We start from the raw sequence: 17,605 nt of genomic DNA on the forward strand, positions 1-17,605 counted from the left end.
GCCCGGGAGCGGTACGCGACGGCCGTACGGACCGGGCGGCTCTACGCCGGGCACGAGTACGCCGAGATCGTCGGCGCCCAGATGCTGCCCGCGCCCGAGGAGGTGGCGACCGCGCTCGGGGTCGCCCCGGGCGACCCCGTGGCGCGGCGCCACCGGGTGAACCACGACCGCGACGTACCGACGGCCACGTCGTGGTCGTGGTTCACCGCCGACGTGGCCGCCGCCGCGCCCGGACTCCTGCGCCACCACCGCGTCCGCGAGGGCACCACCCGCTACGTGGAACTGGCGACCGGACGCCACGCCCACACCGGCCGCGACTGGTGGACGGCCCGCCTCGCGACCGAGGAGGAGCGGGAGCTCCTCCGGCTCGACGCCCCTGCCGCCGTCGCCGAGGTGAGGCACCTGGCCTACGACACCGAGGGCCGCGCCCTCGCCTACGAGGTGGGCATCAGCCCGGCGGGCCGCTGGACGCGGACGGACGAGTACCCACTGGGGAGTTGAATCGGGCGGAGTCGGCCGCGTAGCGCATGCGAGCGTCCTTCGCGACCGGTACGGTGGTGGGAGCCCATTGGGGATCCACTACGTCCAGTAGTGGGTGCCCACTGCCGAGGGCACGGCAGCGGGCACCCTGTAAGAAGGATTGTGACGTTCGGTGTACCCCCATCAGTGGATGTGATGGGGGCACACCACTGGCGTCACTTCCGGAACCTCACCTCCAGCCACCACCGCGCTGCGGCCACGATGACCGCCCCCATCAGGGGAGCAGTCCAGCGGTACAGCCGGTAGAGCCGGGCCCTCAGGCGAGACCGGTCCTTCTTCTTGCGATGACGCATCGCGCGCCTCTCTCCGGAGTGGGCAATGCCCACCGTTGGTCAGGCCTTCCGGACGGAAGGCCCGGCCATGGGCGCGGCCGTTCCCGGCGTACGGGGTGGCCGCGCCCCAGTCAGGCCCTCCCCCGGGTGGGGCAGGCTGACCGGCGGTGGGCTCCCGGACAGACAGGTGCGGCAATCGCATCGTCGCGCGGTGACTCTATCGCCTATCTGCGAGCAACTCCGTCTGAATCAGCGGAAATTGCAAGCATCAGATTGAAGGAACGATCCGTCGCCCGCGTCCCCGTCTTCACCCTCGCCACACCGCCCCGGTCGTCCGCGTCGTACCACCAGCCCGCCTCGGCCGCCTCGAAGGCCGCCTTCGATTCCAGCCGCGGCAGTTCGCGGCCGTCCAGCGAAGCAGCCCGCGGTGCCGTGCCCGTGTGGACCGTGAAGTCGTACGGGCGGGCCGTCTGTTTGCCGCGGAAGTCGCCGCGTGACGCGTCCAGGGTCAGGGTGATGTCGCCCGCCTCGCGGACCGTCAGTTTCTGTTCCGCGTAGGCGCCCGTGCGGTGGGCGCGGGTGACGCCGTCGTCCTCGTAGAGGGTGAAGGAGGACGTGTCCTGGGGGCGGGGGTAGACGTCCCAGGCCACGGGGGAATCCACGGTCCGGTCCTCGTACGAGCGGATTCCGGGCCACATGGGGATGTTCGCGCCCGCCTTCACGAAGAGCGGGAGGGTGTCGAGCGGGGCGCGGTAGCCGTTCACCGTCGTCGGGCCCTCGTGGACGCGGCCGGTCCAGTAGTCGGTCCATTTCCCCTTGGGGAGATAGATGCCGTCGCGGACGTCCGTGTCCTCGTGGACCGGGGCCACCAGGAAGTACTCGCCCGTCAGGAATTCGTATTTCGCCGCGTCCGACGCCGCTTTCGGGTCGTCCGGGTATTCCAGCGCCAGCGGGCGCACCGGGCCGACGCCCGTGCGGGTCGCCTCCGCCGCGTAGGAGTACATGTACGGCAGCAGGGATTCCTTCAGCTTGAGGTATTTGCGGTTGATGGAGGTGTACGGATCGCCGTACCGCCAGGGCTGTTTGTCGCTCGGCGCCCAGCCGTCCATCGTCATCACGGCAGGCAGGAACGCCTTCCACTGGAGGTCGCGGACGTATGTGCGGGGGCTGCCGCCGAAGATGCCGTCGACGTCGCCCGTCGTATAGGCCAGCCCCGACATCGTCGCGCCCGCGTAGGTGGGGATCTGCCAGCGGATGTAGTCCCAGGAGCCCTTCTGGTCGCCGGACCACTGCACTCCGCAGCGCTGGGCACCGGACCAGCTCTCGGGGGCCCAGGTGAAGCCGCGGGCGTCGCTGTTGTCCTCGATGCCCTTGTAGGCGTCCTTGCAGCCGTCGAGGGCGAATTTGTAGCCGTCCCCGACCCAGGCGACGTCGAGTTTGGCGACGCGCTGGCCGGCCTTCACCTGGTCGGCGAGTTTCCCGAGGCCGTCCTCGGTCCACAGGCCCATCTTCATCCGGCGGTCGCCGAGGCCCTTGTTGGCCTCGGCCAGGTTCTCGTAGCCGCAGCCGTAGCCGTCGTTGACGAGCATCCAGCCCAGCGGCATGTCGTGGCCGACGTATCCGTCGGCGACTTTCAGGGCGTCCAGCGTGCGCCGCTCACCGCGGTTCTTGTTGTGCAGGTAGCAGTCCGAGTCGCCGATCTCCAGGCCGTACAGCGGCGGCAGGAAGGGGCGGCCGGTGAGCCTGGTGTACTGGCCGATGACGGCCTTCGGCGAATTCCCGGCGAAGTAGTACGCGTCGAAGCGGCGTTCCTTCTCGCTCGTGGTCACCGGGTCGGTGAAGGAGTAGGTCCCGGGCGCGTAGGTGTTGCGGTAGACGCCGTAGCCCGCCGAGGAGAGGTAGAACGGGACGGAGTTCGGATGGCCCCCGTCGTTCCAGTTGTAGTCGACACCGACCTCGACGGTCTTTCCCCGGTGCGAGGTGCTGCCGCGCCCGTTCTGCATTCCGGCGCCGTAGAACTGCTCGTCGGCCCCGCGGGAGAGGGTCTGGGTGGTGGTGTCGTCCGTCCAGCTGATGCCCTTGGGCTCGGCCCACAGGCGGCTGCCGTCGGCGCGGTGCAGGGCGAAGCGCAGGGGCTTCTTGTACGCGCGCAGCGTGACCGCCGACGTGCTCAGCTCGTAGCGGTCGCCCCGCTCCCGCCAGCGGGTCGCCGGGGGCGGGTCCTGCCGCCGCACGATGTCCTTGCCGACGGGGTCGCTGAACGTGCCGTCGGGCGCCAGCTCGATGCGGAACGTGTCGGCCGCCACGAAGCTCACCCGTGCCGCGGCCTCGCCCGCGCGGAAGTGGAAGACGGGGCCGGCGGTCGAGAAGCCCGTGATGTCGCCGACCGTCCGCCCACCCGGGTTGGGGGCGGCGTGTGCGGCCTCCACCGGGCCCGCCATCGCGGCCGCCAGGCCGAGCAGGGCGCCCGCCACCGCGGTTCTCAGCCGTGGTCGCGCTTTCATTCGATGCCTCATGCACGCGTGCTTAGCGCACCCGTCACGGGCGTCACCATGGACTCGCGTAGCCCGCCCATGGACTTATGTACGACGAAGGGGCGCCCCGCGTCGTCGCGGAACGCCCCTTAGGAACGGTGAGGACTCAGCCCGTCAGAGCGCCACGCCCAGCAGCGCGTCGACCGCGCGGGAGACCAGGCCCGGCGCCCCCTCGTCCGTACCGCCGTCGGCGGCCTGGGCGGCGGCCCAGCGGTCGACGGCGGCCAGGGCGGCCGGGGAGTCGAGGTCGCCGGCGAGGGCCTCGCGGATCTCCTCCACCAGCGCGTCGGCGGAGGGACCGTCCGGGCGCGAGACGGCCGCGCGCCAGCGGGCCAGGCGCTCCACGGCCTCGGTCAGGACGGAGTCCGTCCACTCCCAGTCGGCGCGGTAGTGGTGGGCCAGCAGCGACAGGCGGATGGCCGCCGGGTCGACGCCGTCGCGACGGAGGGCCGAGACGAAGACCAGGTTGCCCTTGGACTTCGACATCTTCTCGCCGTCGAGGGCCACCATGCCGGCGTGGACGTACGCCTTGGCGAAGGGGTGCTCGCCGGTGAGCGCCTGGGCGTGCGAGGCGCCCATCTCGTGGTGCGGGAAGATCAGGTCGGAGCCGCCGCCCTGGACGTCGAAGCCCATGCCCAGGTGCTCCAGGGCGATGGCGACGCACTCGATGTGCCAGCCAGGGCGGCCGGGGCCGAGCGAGGCGCCGTCCCAGCTGGGCTCGCCCGGGCGGGCGGCCATCCACAGCATCGGGTCGACGGGGTTCTTCTTGCCCGGGCGGTCCGGGTCGCCGCCGCGCTCGGCGGAGAGCAGGCGCATCGCCTCGGCGTCGAGGTGGGAGACGCCGCCGAAGGCGGGGTCGGAGGCGACGGAGAAGTAGATGTCGCCCTCGAGCTCATAGGCGGCACCGGCGTCGCGCAGCCGCTCCACCAGCGGGACGATCTTGGGTATCGACTCGACGGCGCCCACGTAGTGGCGCGGCGGGAGCATCCGCAGGGCGGTCATGTCCTCGCGGAAGAGCGCGGTCTCGCGCTCGGCGAGCGCGGTCCAGTCCTCGCCGTCGCGCACGGCCCGCTCCAGCAGCGGGTCGTCCACGTCGGTGACGTTCTGGACGTAGTGCACCTGCCGCTTGGTGTCGAGCCACACGCGCTGCACGAGGTCGAACGCGTTGTAGGTCGCCGCGTGCCCCATGTGGGTGGCGTCGTACGGCGTGATGCCGCACACGTAGATACGGGCGACGGGACCGGGGGCGAGGGTCACCCGTTCACCGGTCGCGGTGTCGTGGATCCGGAGGTCGCGGCCACTGCCGGGCAGGGCGGGAACCTCAGAAGCGGGCCAGGCATGCATGTCCTGAGCGTAACCGGATGCGAGTTCCGGATACGAACCGGGCACAGGGGTTGGCCGAAGTTCCCTTCTTGCGCAGGGCTTCCCACATGTGTATTCCCATGCGCCGGCCCGGAAAGATCACAAAAGATCACACGGGAGGCCAGGGGATGGCCGGCCACTGGCCGCTGGGCTCGCGGTGCCGCCCGGTGCGCAGCAGGTCCGCCACCCGGGCGCGGAGAGCGTCGATCTCGGCGGATGTGATGAGCTCCGCCAGCCGTCCGGCCAGCGGCCGGCCCTCCTCCAGGTCGGCCGAAAGCCGCCGCAGGGCCTCCAGGGCCTCCTCCGGCAGCGGTTCTCCCGCCCACCCCCACAGCAGCGTGCGCAGTTTGTCGTCCGCGTTGAACGTCACACCGTGGTCGATGGCGTAGAGCCGGCCGCCGGGGGCGGGCAGCAGGTGGCCGCCCTTGCGGTCACCGTTGTTGATCACCGCGTCGAGCACGGCCAGCCGCCGCAGCCGTTCGTCGTCGGCGTGGACGAGCAGCGCGGTGCGGTCCTCGCCCACGTCGGCGTAGCCCACGGCCTTCCAGCCGGGGCCCGGCTCCTCGCCCTCCACGAGGGCGAGGAGGGCCTCCTCGTCGGCCGACGCCTCTATCCACAGCTGGCACATGCCCTCGCCGTAGGGCCCGTCGCGCAGCACGGTGGGCGGGACCAGGCCCCACCCCATGGCCTCGGAGAGCTCGTACGCGGCGACCTCGCGCTGGGCGAGGGTGCCGTCGGGGAAGTCCCACAGGGGCCGCTCCCCCGCGACGGGCTTGTAGACGCAGGCGGCGCTCACGCCCTCGTACTCGACCGTGCAGTACAGGACCGCGTTGGACGCCTCGCGGACCCGGCCCCGGACCGTCAGCTCGCCCTTGGCAAGGAGCTCGTGCGGGGTCACGCTCCCCGGCGGTATCCGTTCTGGCGCGGGCATACGTGTCCCTCCGGGTCGAGCGGCAGGCTGCACAGCGGGCAGGGCGGCCGGCCGGCGTTGACGACTTCGAGCGCGCGCTTGGCGAAGGCGCGGGCCATGGTGCCGGTGAGCCGGACGCGGAGCATCGGCGGCCCGTTCAGCTCGTCCTGGAGCAGCCGCTCCTCGGCCTCGGCGAGGTCCTCGTCGGTACCGGCCTCCAGCTCGACGAGGGCCTGGGCCTCCACCACCATGCGCTCGCCGTCGCCGTCCCAGGCCAGGGCCATGGTGCCGACGCGGAACTCCTCCTCGACGGGGGTGTCCAGCGGGGCGGTGTCGGCGAGCTCGACCGGGGCCACGGCGGGCACCGGGGCGTTGCCGCCGGTGCGCCGGACGACCTCGTCCAGCAGCTCGTCGATACGCTCGGCGAGGGCTTCGACCTGGGCCTTCTCCAGCGCCACACTGGTGACGCGACCGGCCGCGCTGGCCTGGAGGAAGAAAGTGCGGCGGCCCGGCAGCCCGACCGTACCGGCGACGAAGCGGTCCGGTGGGTCATAGAGGAACACCTGACGGGACAACGTCCTGCTCCATGGGGTTCGGAGGTCACTTGAGGATTTGCGTTCCGGGTGCGGGCAGCCGGGGGCGGTGGCCCCCGGGTTCCCGCGCCACCACCCTACTGCTCGCGACGATCACGGTGCTCCCGCACCGCCCCCGACGGCCGCGTCCGCGCCCTCGCCGCCCTCGCCCGCCGGGGCGGCCGGCCGCGGGGCGAGGGCCGCGAGGTCTCCGGTGTCGCCCAGGCGCAGCAGAAAGGGGCGCAGCCGGGTGTAGCGGATCGCGGTGACCGAGCAGGGGTCGGCGGTGATCCGCTGGAACTGGTCGAGGTGGAGGCCCAGGGCGTCGGCGACGAGGGCCTTGATCACATCGCCGTGGGTGCACATCAGATAGGCCGCGTCGGCGCCGTGCTCGCGCTCGACGCGCTCGTTCCACTCCCGGGCGGCGTCCACGGCGCGCGTCTGCACGGCGCGCAGGGACTCGCCGCCGGGGAAGGCGGCGGCGGAGGGGTGGCGCTGGACGACCTCCCACAGCGGTTCGCCGGCCAGCTCGGTGAGCTTGCGGCCGGACCAGTCGCCGTAGTCGCACTCGGAGATCCGCTCGTCGGTGTGGAGCGGCAGTTCCGGGCGGGCGGCGAGCAGGGGGGCGAGGGTCTCGCGGCAGCGCAGCAGCGGGCTGGTGACGGCGGCGGCGAGCGGGACGTCCGCGAGCCGGGCCGGGAGGGCGGCGGCCTGGGCCGTGCCCCGTTCGTCCAGGGTCACGCCGGGGGTCCGCCCGGCGAGCACTCCCCCGGTGTTGGCGGTCGACCGGCCGTGCCGGACCAGGATCAGCGTGGGCATGGCCGTCAGCCTACGACCACCGTCCGGGCCGCGGCGGGTGTACGGCGGGCGGATGAGCGGCAGAATGGCTTGCGTGATCGTGGACTGCGCCATCTACCGGCACGGGGAGCGCACCGAGACCCCGGCCGAGCTGGCGGACGCGCTGGAGGCGGCCCGCGCCGAGAGCGAGTCGTTCGTCTGGATCGGGCTGTACGAGCCCACCGAGAAGGAGTTCGACCTGGTCACGAGCGAGTTCGGGCTGCATCCGCTGGCCGTGGAGGACGCGCTCAACGCGCATCAGCGGCCGAAGCTGGAGGTCTACGACGACTCGCTGTTCATGGTCCTCAAGCCCGTGGTCTACGACGACGTGCGGGACACGGTGACCACGGACGAGCTGATGGTCTTCATCGGGAACTGCTTCGTGGTGACCGTCCGGCACGGCGAGGGCAGCCCGCTGGGGCAGGTGCGCAGACGGCTGGAGCGGGATCCGGACATACTGCGGCACGGGCCGACGGCGGTGCTGTACGCGGTGTGCGACGCGGTCGTGGACCACTACACGGACGTGGCGGTCCTGCTCCACGCGGATCTGGACGAGCTGGAGGCCGAGGTGTTCGCGCCGCTGGGCGAGGACGTGCGGCACACGGCGTCGCGGATCTACTCCTTCAAGCGCCAGGTCGTGGAGTTCCGCCGGGCGATCCTGCCGCTCATCGAGCCGCTGGCGCGGCTGTCCGCGACGGAACTGCCGTTCGTGGACGAGAAGTCCTGGCCGTTCTTCCGTGACGTGAGCGACCACCTGGCGCGGGCGAACGAGTCGGTGGAGGGCCTCGACCGGCTGCTTTCGGACATTCTTTCCGCTCATCTCGCGCAGATGGGCGTCCAGCAGAACGACGACATGCGCAAGATCTCGGCGTGGGCGGCGATGGCGGCCGTCCCGACGATGATCGCCGGGATCTACGGGATGAACTTCGCCCATATGCCGGAGCTGCGGCAGCCGTGGGGCTATCCGGTGGTGGTGGCGCTGATGGCGGGCCTGGTCGGCTGGCTGTACCGGCTGTTCAAACAGCGCGGGTGGCTGTGAGCCCCCACGGCCCCCGGCGGCTCGGGCTCGGGCCCCGGCAGCTCGGGCTCAGACGAACTCCGGGGCCGCCGTCGCGGGGCCGCCCAGGGCGTCGCGGCGCTCCGGCATCCGGAGGGTGACCATCCGGCGCCAGCCGCCCAGGCGCTCGTACGCGTACAGGGCGTGGATGCCCGCCGTGAGCGCCGCCGACTTGGCCGCGGGCCAGCGCAGGATGCGGCCCATGCGGGACATCACGGCGAGGCCGACGTCGCGGTGGACGGCGATCTCGGCGAGGGCGCTGCGCCGGAGGAGGTCCTGGATGGCGCGGCCGTGCCCGGCGGCGGCCAGGCGCAGCAGTTCCTCGTGGCAGTAGGCGAGGTGATCGGTCTCGTCGGCGCAGATGATGCGGATGGCCGCGCCGACCTCGGGGTGGTCGGAGAAGTGCCGGGTGAGCATGTCCATCTGGTCGGCCGCGCGCTGCTCGGTGACCCGGCTGTGGGCCAGGTAGACGACGATGTCCCGCTCGGTCAGCGGCTCGTCGGCGCGCAGCCTGGTATGCGGGAGCCCGATGCCGCGGCGTTCGAGGATCATCGTGTAGTCGGTCTCGGCCGGCACGGTGCACGGTTCCAGGCCGCGGCGGCGCAGCAGGCCGTTGAAGATCCGGCCGTGCTTGTCCTCGTCCGCGCCGTGCCGGGCGATCTTCGGGGCGAGGTGGCACTGGCTCTCGGGCACCAGGGCGGCGATGCGGCCGTTCTCCCAGCCGCCCTGCGCCTCGCCGCCGGCGGCGATCGAGCAGAAGAGCCGGTACGCCTCGTCGTCGCCGAGGATCTCCTGGAACAGACTCCGGGCCGTGAGCATGGTCTTCACCTCCGTAGGCACCCCAGTCAAGTGCGGTGCCCGGGAGGCGGCAATCAGGGGGCCCGGGAGGCTCGGCCGAACGAAGGACGGCGGTTAAAGATTCCGGATCGTCCCGGCGCGTAACCACGCGGGCGCCCGGGCGTTGTGTTCGGTGTCGGCCGTGGCGGGGAAGACGACCCCCGAGCCCCCACCACGGCCGCGGACTTCCCGGTGCGGGCCCGGTTACGCGAGCCCGGCCCGCTCCAGGGCCTCGACGCCGGTGCGCAGGGCGGCGATCCGCTCGTCGAGGGTGAAGCCGGCCGGGGCCAGCGACAGGGTGGTGACCCCGGCGTCCGCGTAGGCCTGCATCCGGTCGGCGATGCGCTCCACGGGCCCCAGCAGGGCGGTGGAGTCGATCAGCTGCCGGGGGACGGCCGCGGCGGCGCCCGCCTTGTCGCCGGAGAGGTACTTCTCCTGGATCTCGGCGGCCTCCTTCTCGTAGCCCATGCGGCGCGCCAGCTTGTTGTAGAAGTTCTGCTTGGCGCTGCCCATGCCGCCCACGTAGAGGGCGGTGTAGGGGCGGAAGAGGTCGGCGAGGGCGTCGACGTCCTCGCCGACGGCCATGGGCACGGTCGGGACGATGTCGAAGCCTTCCATCGTCCTGCCCGCCTTCTCGCGGCCCGCGCGGAGGGCGCCGAGGGTGGTCTCCTCGGCGTGCTCGGGGGCGAAGAAGATCACGAGGGCGCCGTCGGCGATCTCGCCGGTCTGCTCCAGGTTCTTCGGGCCGATCGCGGCGATGTACAGCGGGATGTGCTCGCGCACCGGGTGGACGGTGAGCTTGAGGGGCTTGCCCGGGCCGCCGGGCAGCGGCAGCGTCCAGTGGTCGCCCTCGTGGGAGACGCGCTCGCGGGCCATGGCCTTGCGGATGATCTCGACGTACTCGCGGGTGCGGGCGAGCGGCTTGTCGAACTTCACGCCGTACCAGCCCTCGGAGACCTGCGGGCCGGAGACGCCGAGGCCGAGGCGGAACCGGCCGCCGGAGAGGGAGTCGAGGGTGGCGGCGGTCATCGCCGTCATCGTGGGCGTACGGGCCGGGATCTGGAGGATCGCCGAGCCTACGTCGATCCGCTCGGTCTGCGCCGCGACCCAGGACAGCACGGTGGGCGCGTCCGAGCCGTAGGCCTCGGCGGCCCAGCAGACCGCGTAGCCGAGCCGGTCGGCCTCGCGGGCGACCGCGAGGTTGTCGGCGTCCATCCCGGCCCCCCAGTAGCCGAGGTTGATCCCGAGCTTCATCCGGCCCATGTCTACGCCCCTTACTCATCAGTAACGTCGTCGTTGCGGGGACTCTAGCGCGCGGACCCGCGCCTCGTCACCGGTCGGCCGGGCGGGTGCCGTGGCGGGATGGCGTCCGCGCGGGGCATGGCCAGTACTCTCAGCGCTCATGGAACAAAGGCATCTCGGCCGTACGGGCCTACGGGTGTCCCGGCTCGGGCTGGGCACCCTCACCTGGGGCCGGGACACGGGGGAGCACGACGCGGCCGAGCAGCTCAAGACCTTCTGGGGCGCGGGCGGCACGCTCGTCGACACCGCCGACGTCTACGCGGACGGCGGCGCGGAGTATCTGCTCGGGCAGCTCCTGGAGGACCTCGTGCCGCGCCGGGACCTGGTCATCGCGACCAAGGCGGGCAGCGTCCTCGACCCGGTGCGGCGCGTCGACTGCTCGCGCGGCCACCTCCTCGCGGCGCTCGACGCCTCGTTGGAGCGGCTCGGCACGGACTACGTCGACATCTGGCAGATCCACGCCTTCGACCCCACGACCCCCATCGAGGAGACCCTCCAGGCCGTCGACCTCGCGGTCAGCAGCGGACGGGCCCGCTACGCGGGGGTCGTGGGCTTCAGCGGCTGGCAGCTCGCCCGGGCCGCGACCTGGCAGCTGGCCGCGCCGGGGGCGCGGACGCGGCTGGCGTGCGCGCAGATGGAGTACTCGCTGCTCCAGCGCGGCGTCGAACGGGAGGTGCTGCCCGCCGCGCTCGACCTGGGCGTCGGCATCCTGCCGTCCTCCCCACTCGGCCGGGGCGTGCTGACGGGCAAGTACCGCCACGCGACCCCCGCCGACTCGCGCGGCGCGTCCGAGTACCTCGCCGCCTTCGTCGCCCCGTACCTGGACGACGCGGCGCGGCGGGTGGTCGACGCGGTACGCACGGCGGCGGACGGGCTCGCCACGACGCCCCTCCAGGTGGCCCTGGCGTGGGTCCGCGACCGCCCCGGCGTCGTCGCCCCGCTCCTCGGCGCGCGCACGGCGCAGCAGCTCAGGGCGGCGTTGTCAGTGGAGACCCTTACGCTTCCGGACGAGATCTGCCAGGCGCTCGACGACGTGTCGGCGCCCGTGCACCGCTACCCGGACCAGGACTGGAGCACGCTGTGAGTACCGATCGCCTCGCCGGCGAGGCCGAACCGACGCCCCCGCGGGGCGCGGAGCCGCACCCGGCGGACGCGGAGCCGGGCGCCGACTCGCGCGGCGCCGCCGAGGGCCCCGGTGGGGAGGAGGCCGGTGGGGAGGAAGCCGGTGCCCCGCGTGGTGGGGACGCCCCCGCCGGGAAGGCGCGGTCCGCTGTCGCCGAGGCGCTGGCCGCGGCCGTGCGGGCCGTGGAGAGCGGGGAGCGGGACGCGGCGTCGTTCTTCAACGAGCCGAAGGCGAAGCCCGCGGCCCGGCGCCCCGCGCCCGCTCCGGCCGCCACCGGGACCGCCGCCGGGCCCGCCGTGGCCGGGCCAGGTGCCATGGCCCCGCCCGTGCGGGCCGCGCGCGTCGCGCCCAGCGCCGGGCTGACCGAGGTGCTCACCGCCGGAGGGGCGCCCGAGGCGCTCGCCGGTCAGGTCGCCGAGGCGCTCGGCGAGCACGCCGCCGAGGAGCTCCGCGAGGACCCGTGGCGGCTGCTGGCCGTACCGGCGGTGCGGCCCGAGCAGGCCGACGGGTTCGCGCGGGCGCTGCTCGGCGACGCGTGCGGGCCGGGCGACGAGCGGCGGGCGCGGGCCCTGGTGGCCCGGTTCCTGGAGCGCGCCGCCCTCACCGGGCACACCGTCCTCGAGTCCTCGGCCGTGGTCGCCGAGCTCTCCCGGTGCTCCGTCCCCGACCCGGAGGCCGCGCTGCGGGACGTCCTCGCCGAGGGCACCGTGCTGGTGTTCCGGGAAGGGCCGGAGGACGGGACCGAGAACGGGGAGGAGACCGAGGAGCCCGAGGAGCCCGTGCGGCTGCTGCTCGGCCTCGACCGGTACGCCATGGCCGAGGAGAGCCTCGCCGACGGCCTCGCGCGGCTGGTCAACGCCGCCCCCGAGCCGGGAGAGGGCTGGGCCGCCGCGGCGGAGGACGCCCCCTCCCCCTCGGCCGCCGAGCTGATCCGCGCCGCCGCGGCCTCCGGCCTCGTGACGCACAGCGGCGGCGAGGCCGCCCGCGCCGAGCCCGCCGCCCTGGTGACGGCCGCCGCCGGCCTGGGCCTGCGGGCGTGGGCCGCCGCCCACACCGAGGACGGCAGGCGCCGGCTGACCGGGCTCGGCGTGGCCGGTGCCGTGACCGTCGCCGGCCTGCTGTCGGGCCAGGAGGGCCCGGGACGCGACGCGGACGGCGCCCTGGCGCTCGATGTGCTGGCCGTCCTGGACGCCCCGCAGCTCGACGTGGAGACCGCCGCGCTGCTCGTGGAATCCCTCGCCGACGGCACCCGGCTGGTGCTCAGCGGCGACCCGGGCGTGCTGTGGTCCGCCGGGCCCGGCCGTGTCTTCGCGGACGTGCTGGCCGCCCGCGCCTGCCCGGCGGTCGTCTCGCGCACCCCGGACCCGGGCCCGATCGGCGAGCTGGTCTCCGGCATCGGGATCGGCGAGCTCGGCCAGGTGGCCGCCCCCGGCAAGGAGGTCGTGATCGTCCCGGTGCGGGAGCCGGGCGAGGCCGTGCACCGCGCGGTGCAGCTCGTCGCCGACTCCGTGCCGCGCGCGTTCGGCGTCGAGCCCGGCGACGTCCAGGTGATCGCCCCGGGCCATGGCGGCCCCGCCGGCACCCGCGCGCTCAACGCGGCCCTCAAGGAGCGGCTCAACCCGGGCCCCGGCCGCTTCGGCGGCTTCGACCCGGGCGACCGCGTCGCCCATGTGCCCGCGCCCGGCCGTATGGTCCCCTGCACGGTGGTGTCGGCGGACGCCGAGGGGCTGCGGCTGGACTGCGGGGGCACGCCCGTCGTCGTACCGCGCGAGCGCGTCGGCGACGAGGTGCGCCACGGCTGGGCCGTGACCGCCCATCAGGCGGCCGGTGCGCGCTGGCCGGCGGCCGTCGTCGTACTGCCGGGCGACGCCGCGCCGACGCTGACCCGGTCCTGGGTCTACACGGCGTTCGGCCGCGCCGAGCGGCATCTGTCGGTCGTGCACGGCGTGGAGCAGGCCCTGCCCCGCGCGGTCGCCGAGGTGCCGGCGAAGGAGCGGACCACCCGGCTCAGGGCCCTGCTGGAGGCACAGACACGGCAGGCCGGCTGACCGACTGCCCGGCGGCCCCCGGCGGCTGACAGCGCGGTCCTCTCCCTCTCCGGCGGAGAGGGAGAGGACCGCGCTGCCGGAACGTCCGCCCGGTTCCCCGGGCCCGGGTGCCGCCCCGGGTCAGCGTCCTGGTGTCCGGCCGGCGTCCTTCTCCGGCCCCCCGCCGGCCCGGCCGGCCGTGCCGGCGCCGACGTCGGCTTCCGCGTCCTCCACGTCCAGGTCGTCGTCGATGCCGTCGTCGCCGTCGATGTCGTCCTCGTCGAGGTCCTCGTCACCGTCGTCGCCGTCATCGCCGTCGTCGTCCCCGGCGCCCTCGTCGTCGCCGTCCTCGTCGAAGACGGCACTGGCGTCGAAGCGGCAGACGACCGTCTGCGGGTCCGGCTGGTCGAAGGGGGCCGACAGCCACTCCCCCGGGTCGGGAAGCTCCTCCGCCGCGGTCACCCACAGCGTGGAGTCGCCCTCGACCAGGCCGAACTCCTTGTGCCGGGAGGCGATCTCGTCGGCCTCGTACTCCTCGAAGATGACCCCGAGCGCCGTGTGGACGCCGCCCCCGGCGGAGCCCTTGCCTCCGCCGGACGCGCCCGCGCGCAGGTCCGCGTCCACGTCCGGATCGAGGTCCGCGACGCGACGCGCCTGCGCGAGCAGCCGCTGGGGCTCGGCCACCGCGTAGTCCCGGCGGATCAGCACGCTCAGCGCGCTGGGCTCCTCCGGCCCGGCGTAGGCGGGCAGGGTGTCGTCGCCGGGGATCTCGAAGGGGGTGACCTCGTCGTAGGCGTCGTAGAGAAGCTCGTCATAGGCCTCGGCTGTCGCGGCCAGCTCGTTGAACGCGGCGTAGACGGCCGGGTCGTCCTCCCCCGAACGGCGTTCGACGGCCTCGAGGTGGCGGTCCAGAGCGGCTTTGACCGCCTCGGCGGCGGCCCGTACCTCGGCAGCGGTTGGCTGCGCAGCATCAGACATAGTGCAGACGCTATCCGCACCGGGCCCGTTCCCGCACAATAGATGCGATGCCGGAATACGAATTCTGCGATGTGTATGTGCCCCGGGGGGTCTCCCGGAAGGCGGCCACACGCTTGCTGACCGACCATGCCGAGTACGGACACTGGGAGTTGGACCGACTACGTCTCTATCCGGACGGCAGCCGCAAGGTGCGGCTGCGGCGCAGGATCATCCGTCAGCTCCGCGCCACGTGGTGACGGCCGGACGGTGACGGCCGGGCCGTGGCGGGGAGGAAGAACGAAGGGAGCGGGCCCCGCGGTCGCGGGGCCCGCTCCTTTCCGGTTCCTCCGGTGGGACGGTCAGCCCTGGGCGCCGCGCGAGCGGCGGTAGAGCATCGCGCCACCGACCAGCAGGCCCGCGCTGGCCGCGCCGGCCGCGCCGAGCTGGCCCGCGCCGGTGTGCGCGAGCTCGGCGGCCTTCTGGGCGACCGTGGCCGGACGGTGCTCGGCGAGGACGGCGGGGGCGCGGTGTGCGTCCTTCACCTCCATGGCCGGCTGGGTGTGGTGCTTGCCCGGGGCCTGCGCGTGGGTGCCGGGGCCGTTGTGGTGCTCACCGGCCGGCGGCTGGTGGCCCGGCTTGTGCTCGGTGGGTGGGTTGTGGTGCCCACCGGGGTTGTGCTCACCGGGGTGACCCGGCTTCCCGGGGTGCCCGGGGTGGCCCGGGTGCTCGCCCTGCGGCGGCTTGCGGTCGTGGTCGTGGCCGGGAGCGCCATGACCGTCGTTGACACAGGTGTTGCCCGTGGCCGGGTTGCCGATGCCCACGACGTCGACGCTGTTGCCGCACGCGTTGACCGGGATGCTGACCGGCGCCTGCACGGTGTTGCCGGACGCCACGCCGGGCGAGTCCTCACTCGCGCCCTGCGCCTGCGCGCCGCCGTGGCCGCTGCCGCCGTGCCCGTGGCCCTTGTGGCCGTGTCCGCCGCCGTTGAAGCACCGGTTGCCCGTGGCCGGGTTGAGCAGCCCGATCACGTTCACGGTGTTGCCGCAGGCGTTCACCGGCACATGGACCGGAACCTGGACGGTGTTCCCGGACGCGACGCCCGGGGAGTGCGCCGAAGCGCCGGTGGCACCCGAGTCCGCCATCGCGTAGCCGCCGGTCACAGCGAGCACACCGCTCGCCGCCGCCACGGAGAGCAGGCCCTTCTTGGTGACCTGTCGCATTATTTGTCTTGCCCCTCTGCGTTTTGCCATACCGGACGCTCGGAACGATCGTCTTACCGCGCCCGGAATGACCGAGTCGAAAGCCCAACGGCTCCGGAGTACGTGCGACGTACCCCGGAGCCACCCTGGTTCAATCCCTTACGAGATTGGACAGAACGTCACTTGTTGACGCAGACGTTGCCCGTGGCAGGGTTGAGCAGCCCGACGACGTTGATCGTGTTGCCGCACACGTTGACCGGCACCTCGATGGGAGCCTGGATGACGTTGCCCGAGACGACGCCGGGGCTGTTCACGGCCGCACCCTGGGCTCCGTTGCTGGCGGCGGCCATGCCGGCACCCGCGAGAACGAGACCACCAGTGGCAGCCGCGGCGGCGACGACCTTCTTGAGCATTGTTTCCTCCTTGTTGGCAATGCGGTCCCAGCCGCGGACCGCACACCTGTAACGACGAGGAGGGAATGGGGCTACGTAAGCCTCCCTGCGTTCACTCTTTCCGGCTACGGAAGCGTCGGATACGGGCAAGTTGACGAGGATTCGGCAACGGGCTCAGCACTGATCCAGGAAGCGATCGAGCACACGCACACCGAATTTCAGACCATCGACGGGCACCCGCTCGTCCACGCCGTGGAACATTCCGGCGAAGTCCAGCTCGGGGGGCAGCTGGAGCGGCGCGAAGCCGAAGCAGCGGATGCCGAGGTCGTCGAAGGACTTGGCGTCGGTGCCGCCGGAGAGCATGTACGGCACGGCGCGCGCGATGGGGTCCTCGGCCCGCAGCGCCGACTGCATCGCGTCGACGAGCCTGCCGTCGAAGCTGGTCTCCAGCGCCTTGTCCGCGTGGACGTCCTCCCTCTTGACGCGCGGCCCGAGGATCCGGTCGAGGTCGGCGAGGAACTCCTCCTCGTAGCCCGGCAGGAACCTTCCGTCGACGTGCGCGACGGCCTGGCCGGGGATGACGTTGACCTTGTACCCGGCGCCGAGCATCGTCGGGGCGGCGGTGTTGCGCAGGGTGGTGCCGACCATCTTGGCGATGCCGCCGAGCTTGGCGAGCGTCGCCTCCATGTCCTCCGGGTCCAGCGGGGTGCCCAGGGCGTCCGACAGCTCGTCGAGGAAGGACCGCACGGTCTTGGTGACCCGCACCGGGAACTCGTGCCGCCCCAGCCGCGCGACGGCCTCGCACAGCTCGGTGATCGCGTTGTCCTTGTTGGTCATGGAACCGTGGCCCGCCGTGCCGTCCACGGTGAGCCGCATCCAGTGCATGCCCTTCTGGGCGGTCTCGATCAGGTAGAGCCGCAGGTTCTCGTTGACCGTGAAGGAGAAGCCGCCGACCTCGCCGATCGCCTCGGTCACGCCCTCGAAGAGCTCCGGGTGCTTGTCGACGAGGTGGCGGGCGCCGTAGGTGCCGCCCGCCTCCTCGTCGGCGAGGAAGGCCAGCACGATGTCGCGGGGCGGCTTGCGGCCCGACCGCAGCCGGTCGCGGACGACCGCCAGCGTCATCGCGTCCATGTCCTTCATGTCGACCGCGCCACGGCCCCACAGGCAGCCGTCCGCGATCTCGCCCCCGAAGGGGTCGTAGGTCCAGTCCGCCGCGTTGGCGGGCACGACGTCGGTGTGGCCGTGGATCAGGAGCGCCGGCCGGGACGGGTCCTCGCCCTCGATCCGCGCCACCGTCGAGGCCCGGCCCTTGTGCGACTCGATGATCCGCGGCTCCAGCCCCACCTCGGCCAGCTTCTCGGCCACGTACTCGGCGGCGAGCCGTTCACCGGGCCCGGAGTGGTCGCCGTAGTTGCTGGTGTCGATCCGGATCAGATCGCGGCAGAGGTCGACGACCTCCTCCTCGCCGCTCCTGGCGGTGCCGGCCCCGGCCGGCTTCGACTCGCTCACGCTGCCTCCTCGTGGTTCGCCGCCGGGACCGCGCCCGGACACGGGCGGGACCGGCGTTAGTCCACGGCCATCCTCCCTCTCCCGTTCCTCCGGCCCAAGGCCGCAATACCGCCGACACACACCCGCAACGATCACGCGCCGGGCGGCCCGGGAGGAGGTGCGGGCGGGGGCGTGG

16 protein-coding genes and 1 pseudogene are annotated in these 17,605 nt (G+C 73.1%); 5 read left to right on the forward strand and 12 right to left on the reverse strand.

Going from position 1 to position 17,605, the window contains the following annotated elements; translation table 11 throughout:
- Positions 1-501, forward strand: a 501-nt coding sequence (locus K6I33_RS16610) for a UTRA domain-containing protein (protein ID WP_229352704.1), incomplete at its 5' end; no start/stop codon positions are given.
- A 194-nt stretch (positions 502-695) separates the two neighbouring features.
- Here K6I33_RS16610 and K6I33_RS16615 read toward each other — a convergent pair.
- The 6 genes and pseudogenes from K6I33_RS16615 to K6I33_RS16640 form a co-directional block, all read right to left on the reverse strand.
- Positions 696-833, reverse strand: a complete 138-nt coding sequence (locus tag K6I33_RS16615) for a hypothetical protein (RefSeq protein ID WP_229352706.1) — start codon at positions 831-833, stop codon at positions 696-698.
- A gap of 242 nt (positions 834-1,075) precedes the next feature.
- Positions 1,076-3,316 (reverse strand): annotated as a pseudogene (locus K6I33_RS16620) (TIM-barrel domain-containing protein); the annotation flags it as partial.
- Positions 3,317-3,460: 144 nt separating this feature from the next.
- A complete protein-coding gene (gene mshC / locus K6I33_RS16625; RefSeq protein ID WP_229352711.1) occupies positions 3,461-4,690 on the reverse strand; it encodes a cysteine--1-D-myo-inosityl 2-amino-2-deoxy-alpha-D-glucopyranoside ligase in 1,230 nt (409 codons plus the stop codon).
- Positions 4,691-4,817: 127 nt separating this feature from the next.
- Positions 4,818-5,639, reverse strand: a complete 822-nt coding sequence (locus tag K6I33_RS16630) for an SCO1664 family protein (protein WP_229352714.1) — start codon at positions 5,637-5,639, stop codon at positions 4,818-4,820.
- Positions 5,603-6,193 (reverse strand): DUF3090 domain-containing protein, encoded by a 591-nt coding sequence (locus tag K6I33_RS16635; protein WP_189453721.1) that lies wholly within the window; start codon positions 6,191-6,193, stop codon positions 5,603-5,605. Before K6I33_RS16635 ends, K6I33_RS16630 begins: the two co-directional genes overlap by 37 nt.
- Positions 6,194-6,304: 111 nt before the next feature.
- Positions 6,305-7,009, reverse strand: a complete 705-nt coding sequence (locus tag K6I33_RS16640) for a histidine phosphatase family protein (protein WP_229352716.1) — start codon at positions 7,007-7,009, stop codon at positions 6,305-6,307.
- Positions 7,010-7,073: 64 nt separating this feature from the next.
- Here K6I33_RS16640 and corA point away from each other — a divergent pair, with 64 nt between their 5' ends.
- Positions 7,074-8,066 carry a magnesium/cobalt transporter CorA gene (corA, locus tag K6I33_RS16645; protein WP_229352742.1) on the forward strand — a complete coding sequence of 331 codons (993 nt, stop codon included), beginning with the start codon at positions 7,074-7,076 and terminating at the stop codon, positions 8,064-8,066.
- Positions 8,067-8,114: 48 nt separating this feature from the next.
- Here corA and K6I33_RS16650 read toward each other — a convergent pair whose 3' ends face one another.
- Both K6I33_RS16650 and K6I33_RS16655 read right to left on the reverse strand, forming a co-directional pair.
- Complete coding sequence (locus K6I33_RS16650; protein WP_229352719.1) at positions 8,115-8,903, reverse strand: ferritin-like domain-containing protein; 789 nt, start codon at positions 8,901-8,903, stop codon at positions 8,115-8,117.
- A gap of 222 nt (positions 8,904-9,125) precedes the next feature.
- Positions 9,126-10,175, reverse strand: a complete 1,050-nt coding sequence (locus tag K6I33_RS16655; protein WP_229352745.1) for an LLM class F420-dependent oxidoreductase — start codon at positions 10,173-10,175, stop codon at positions 9,126-9,128.
- Positions 10,176-10,323: 148 nt separating this feature from the next.
- Here K6I33_RS16655 and K6I33_RS16660 point away from each other — a divergent pair, with 148 nt between their 5' ends.
- Together K6I33_RS16660 and K6I33_RS16665 are read left to right on the forward strand one after the other, a co-directional pair.
- Positions 10,324-11,307 (forward strand): aldo/keto reductase, encoded by a 984-nt coding sequence (locus K6I33_RS16660; protein WP_229352721.1) that lies wholly within the window; start codon positions 10,324-10,326, stop codon positions 11,305-11,307.
- Entirely contained in the window at positions 11,304-13,394 is a 2,091-nt protein-coding gene (locus tag K6I33_RS16665; RefSeq protein ID WP_229352724.1) for a helix-hairpin-helix domain-containing protein, read from the forward strand. Before K6I33_RS16660 ends, K6I33_RS16665 begins: the two co-directional genes overlap by 4 nt.
- Before the next feature lie 120 nt (positions 13,395-13,514).
- On the opposite strand, the gene K6I33_RS16670 is transcribed toward K6I33_RS16665, so the two are convergent.
- Entirely contained in the window at positions 13,515-14,351 is an 837-nt protein-coding gene (locus K6I33_RS16670; RefSeq protein WP_229352727.1) for a hypothetical protein, read from the reverse strand.
- Positions 14,352-14,398: 47 nt separating this feature from the next.
- On the opposite strand from K6I33_RS16670, the gene K6I33_RS16675 reads away from it, so the two are divergent.
- Positions 14,399-14,587 (forward strand): DUF5703 family protein, encoded by a 189-nt coding sequence (locus tag K6I33_RS16675; RefSeq protein WP_126913460.1) that lies wholly within the window; start codon positions 14,399-14,401, stop codon positions 14,585-14,587.
- Between the two features lie 102 nt (positions 14,588-14,689).
- Here K6I33_RS16675 and K6I33_RS16680 read toward each other — a convergent pair whose 3' ends face one another.
- From K6I33_RS16680 to K6I33_RS16690, 3 genes are all read right to left on the reverse strand, one after another.
- The gene (locus tag K6I33_RS16680; RefSeq protein ID WP_229352732.1) at positions 14,690-15,550 is read right to left on the reverse strand and encodes a chaplin; all 861 of its coding nucleotides are present in this window, start codon (positions 15,548-15,550) and stop codon (positions 14,690-14,692) included.
- Positions 15,551-15,708: 158 nt separating this feature from the next.
- Entirely contained in the window at positions 15,709-15,942 is a 234-nt protein-coding gene (locus tag K6I33_RS16685; protein WP_229352733.1) for a chaplin, read from the reverse strand.
- Between the two features lie 153 nt (positions 15,943-16,095).
- On the reverse strand, positions 16,096-17,430 hold the full coding sequence (locus tag K6I33_RS16690) for a M20/M25/M40 family metallo-hydrolase (protein WP_229352737.1): 1,335 nt from the start codon (positions 17,428-17,430) through the stop codon (positions 16,096-16,098).
- Positions 17,431-17,605 lie beyond the last annotated feature (175 nt).

Source organism: Streptomyces sp. UNOB3_S3 (assembly GCF_020740895.1).
Lineage (GTDB): Bacteria > Actinomycetota > Actinomycetes > Streptomycetales > Streptomycetaceae > Streptomyces.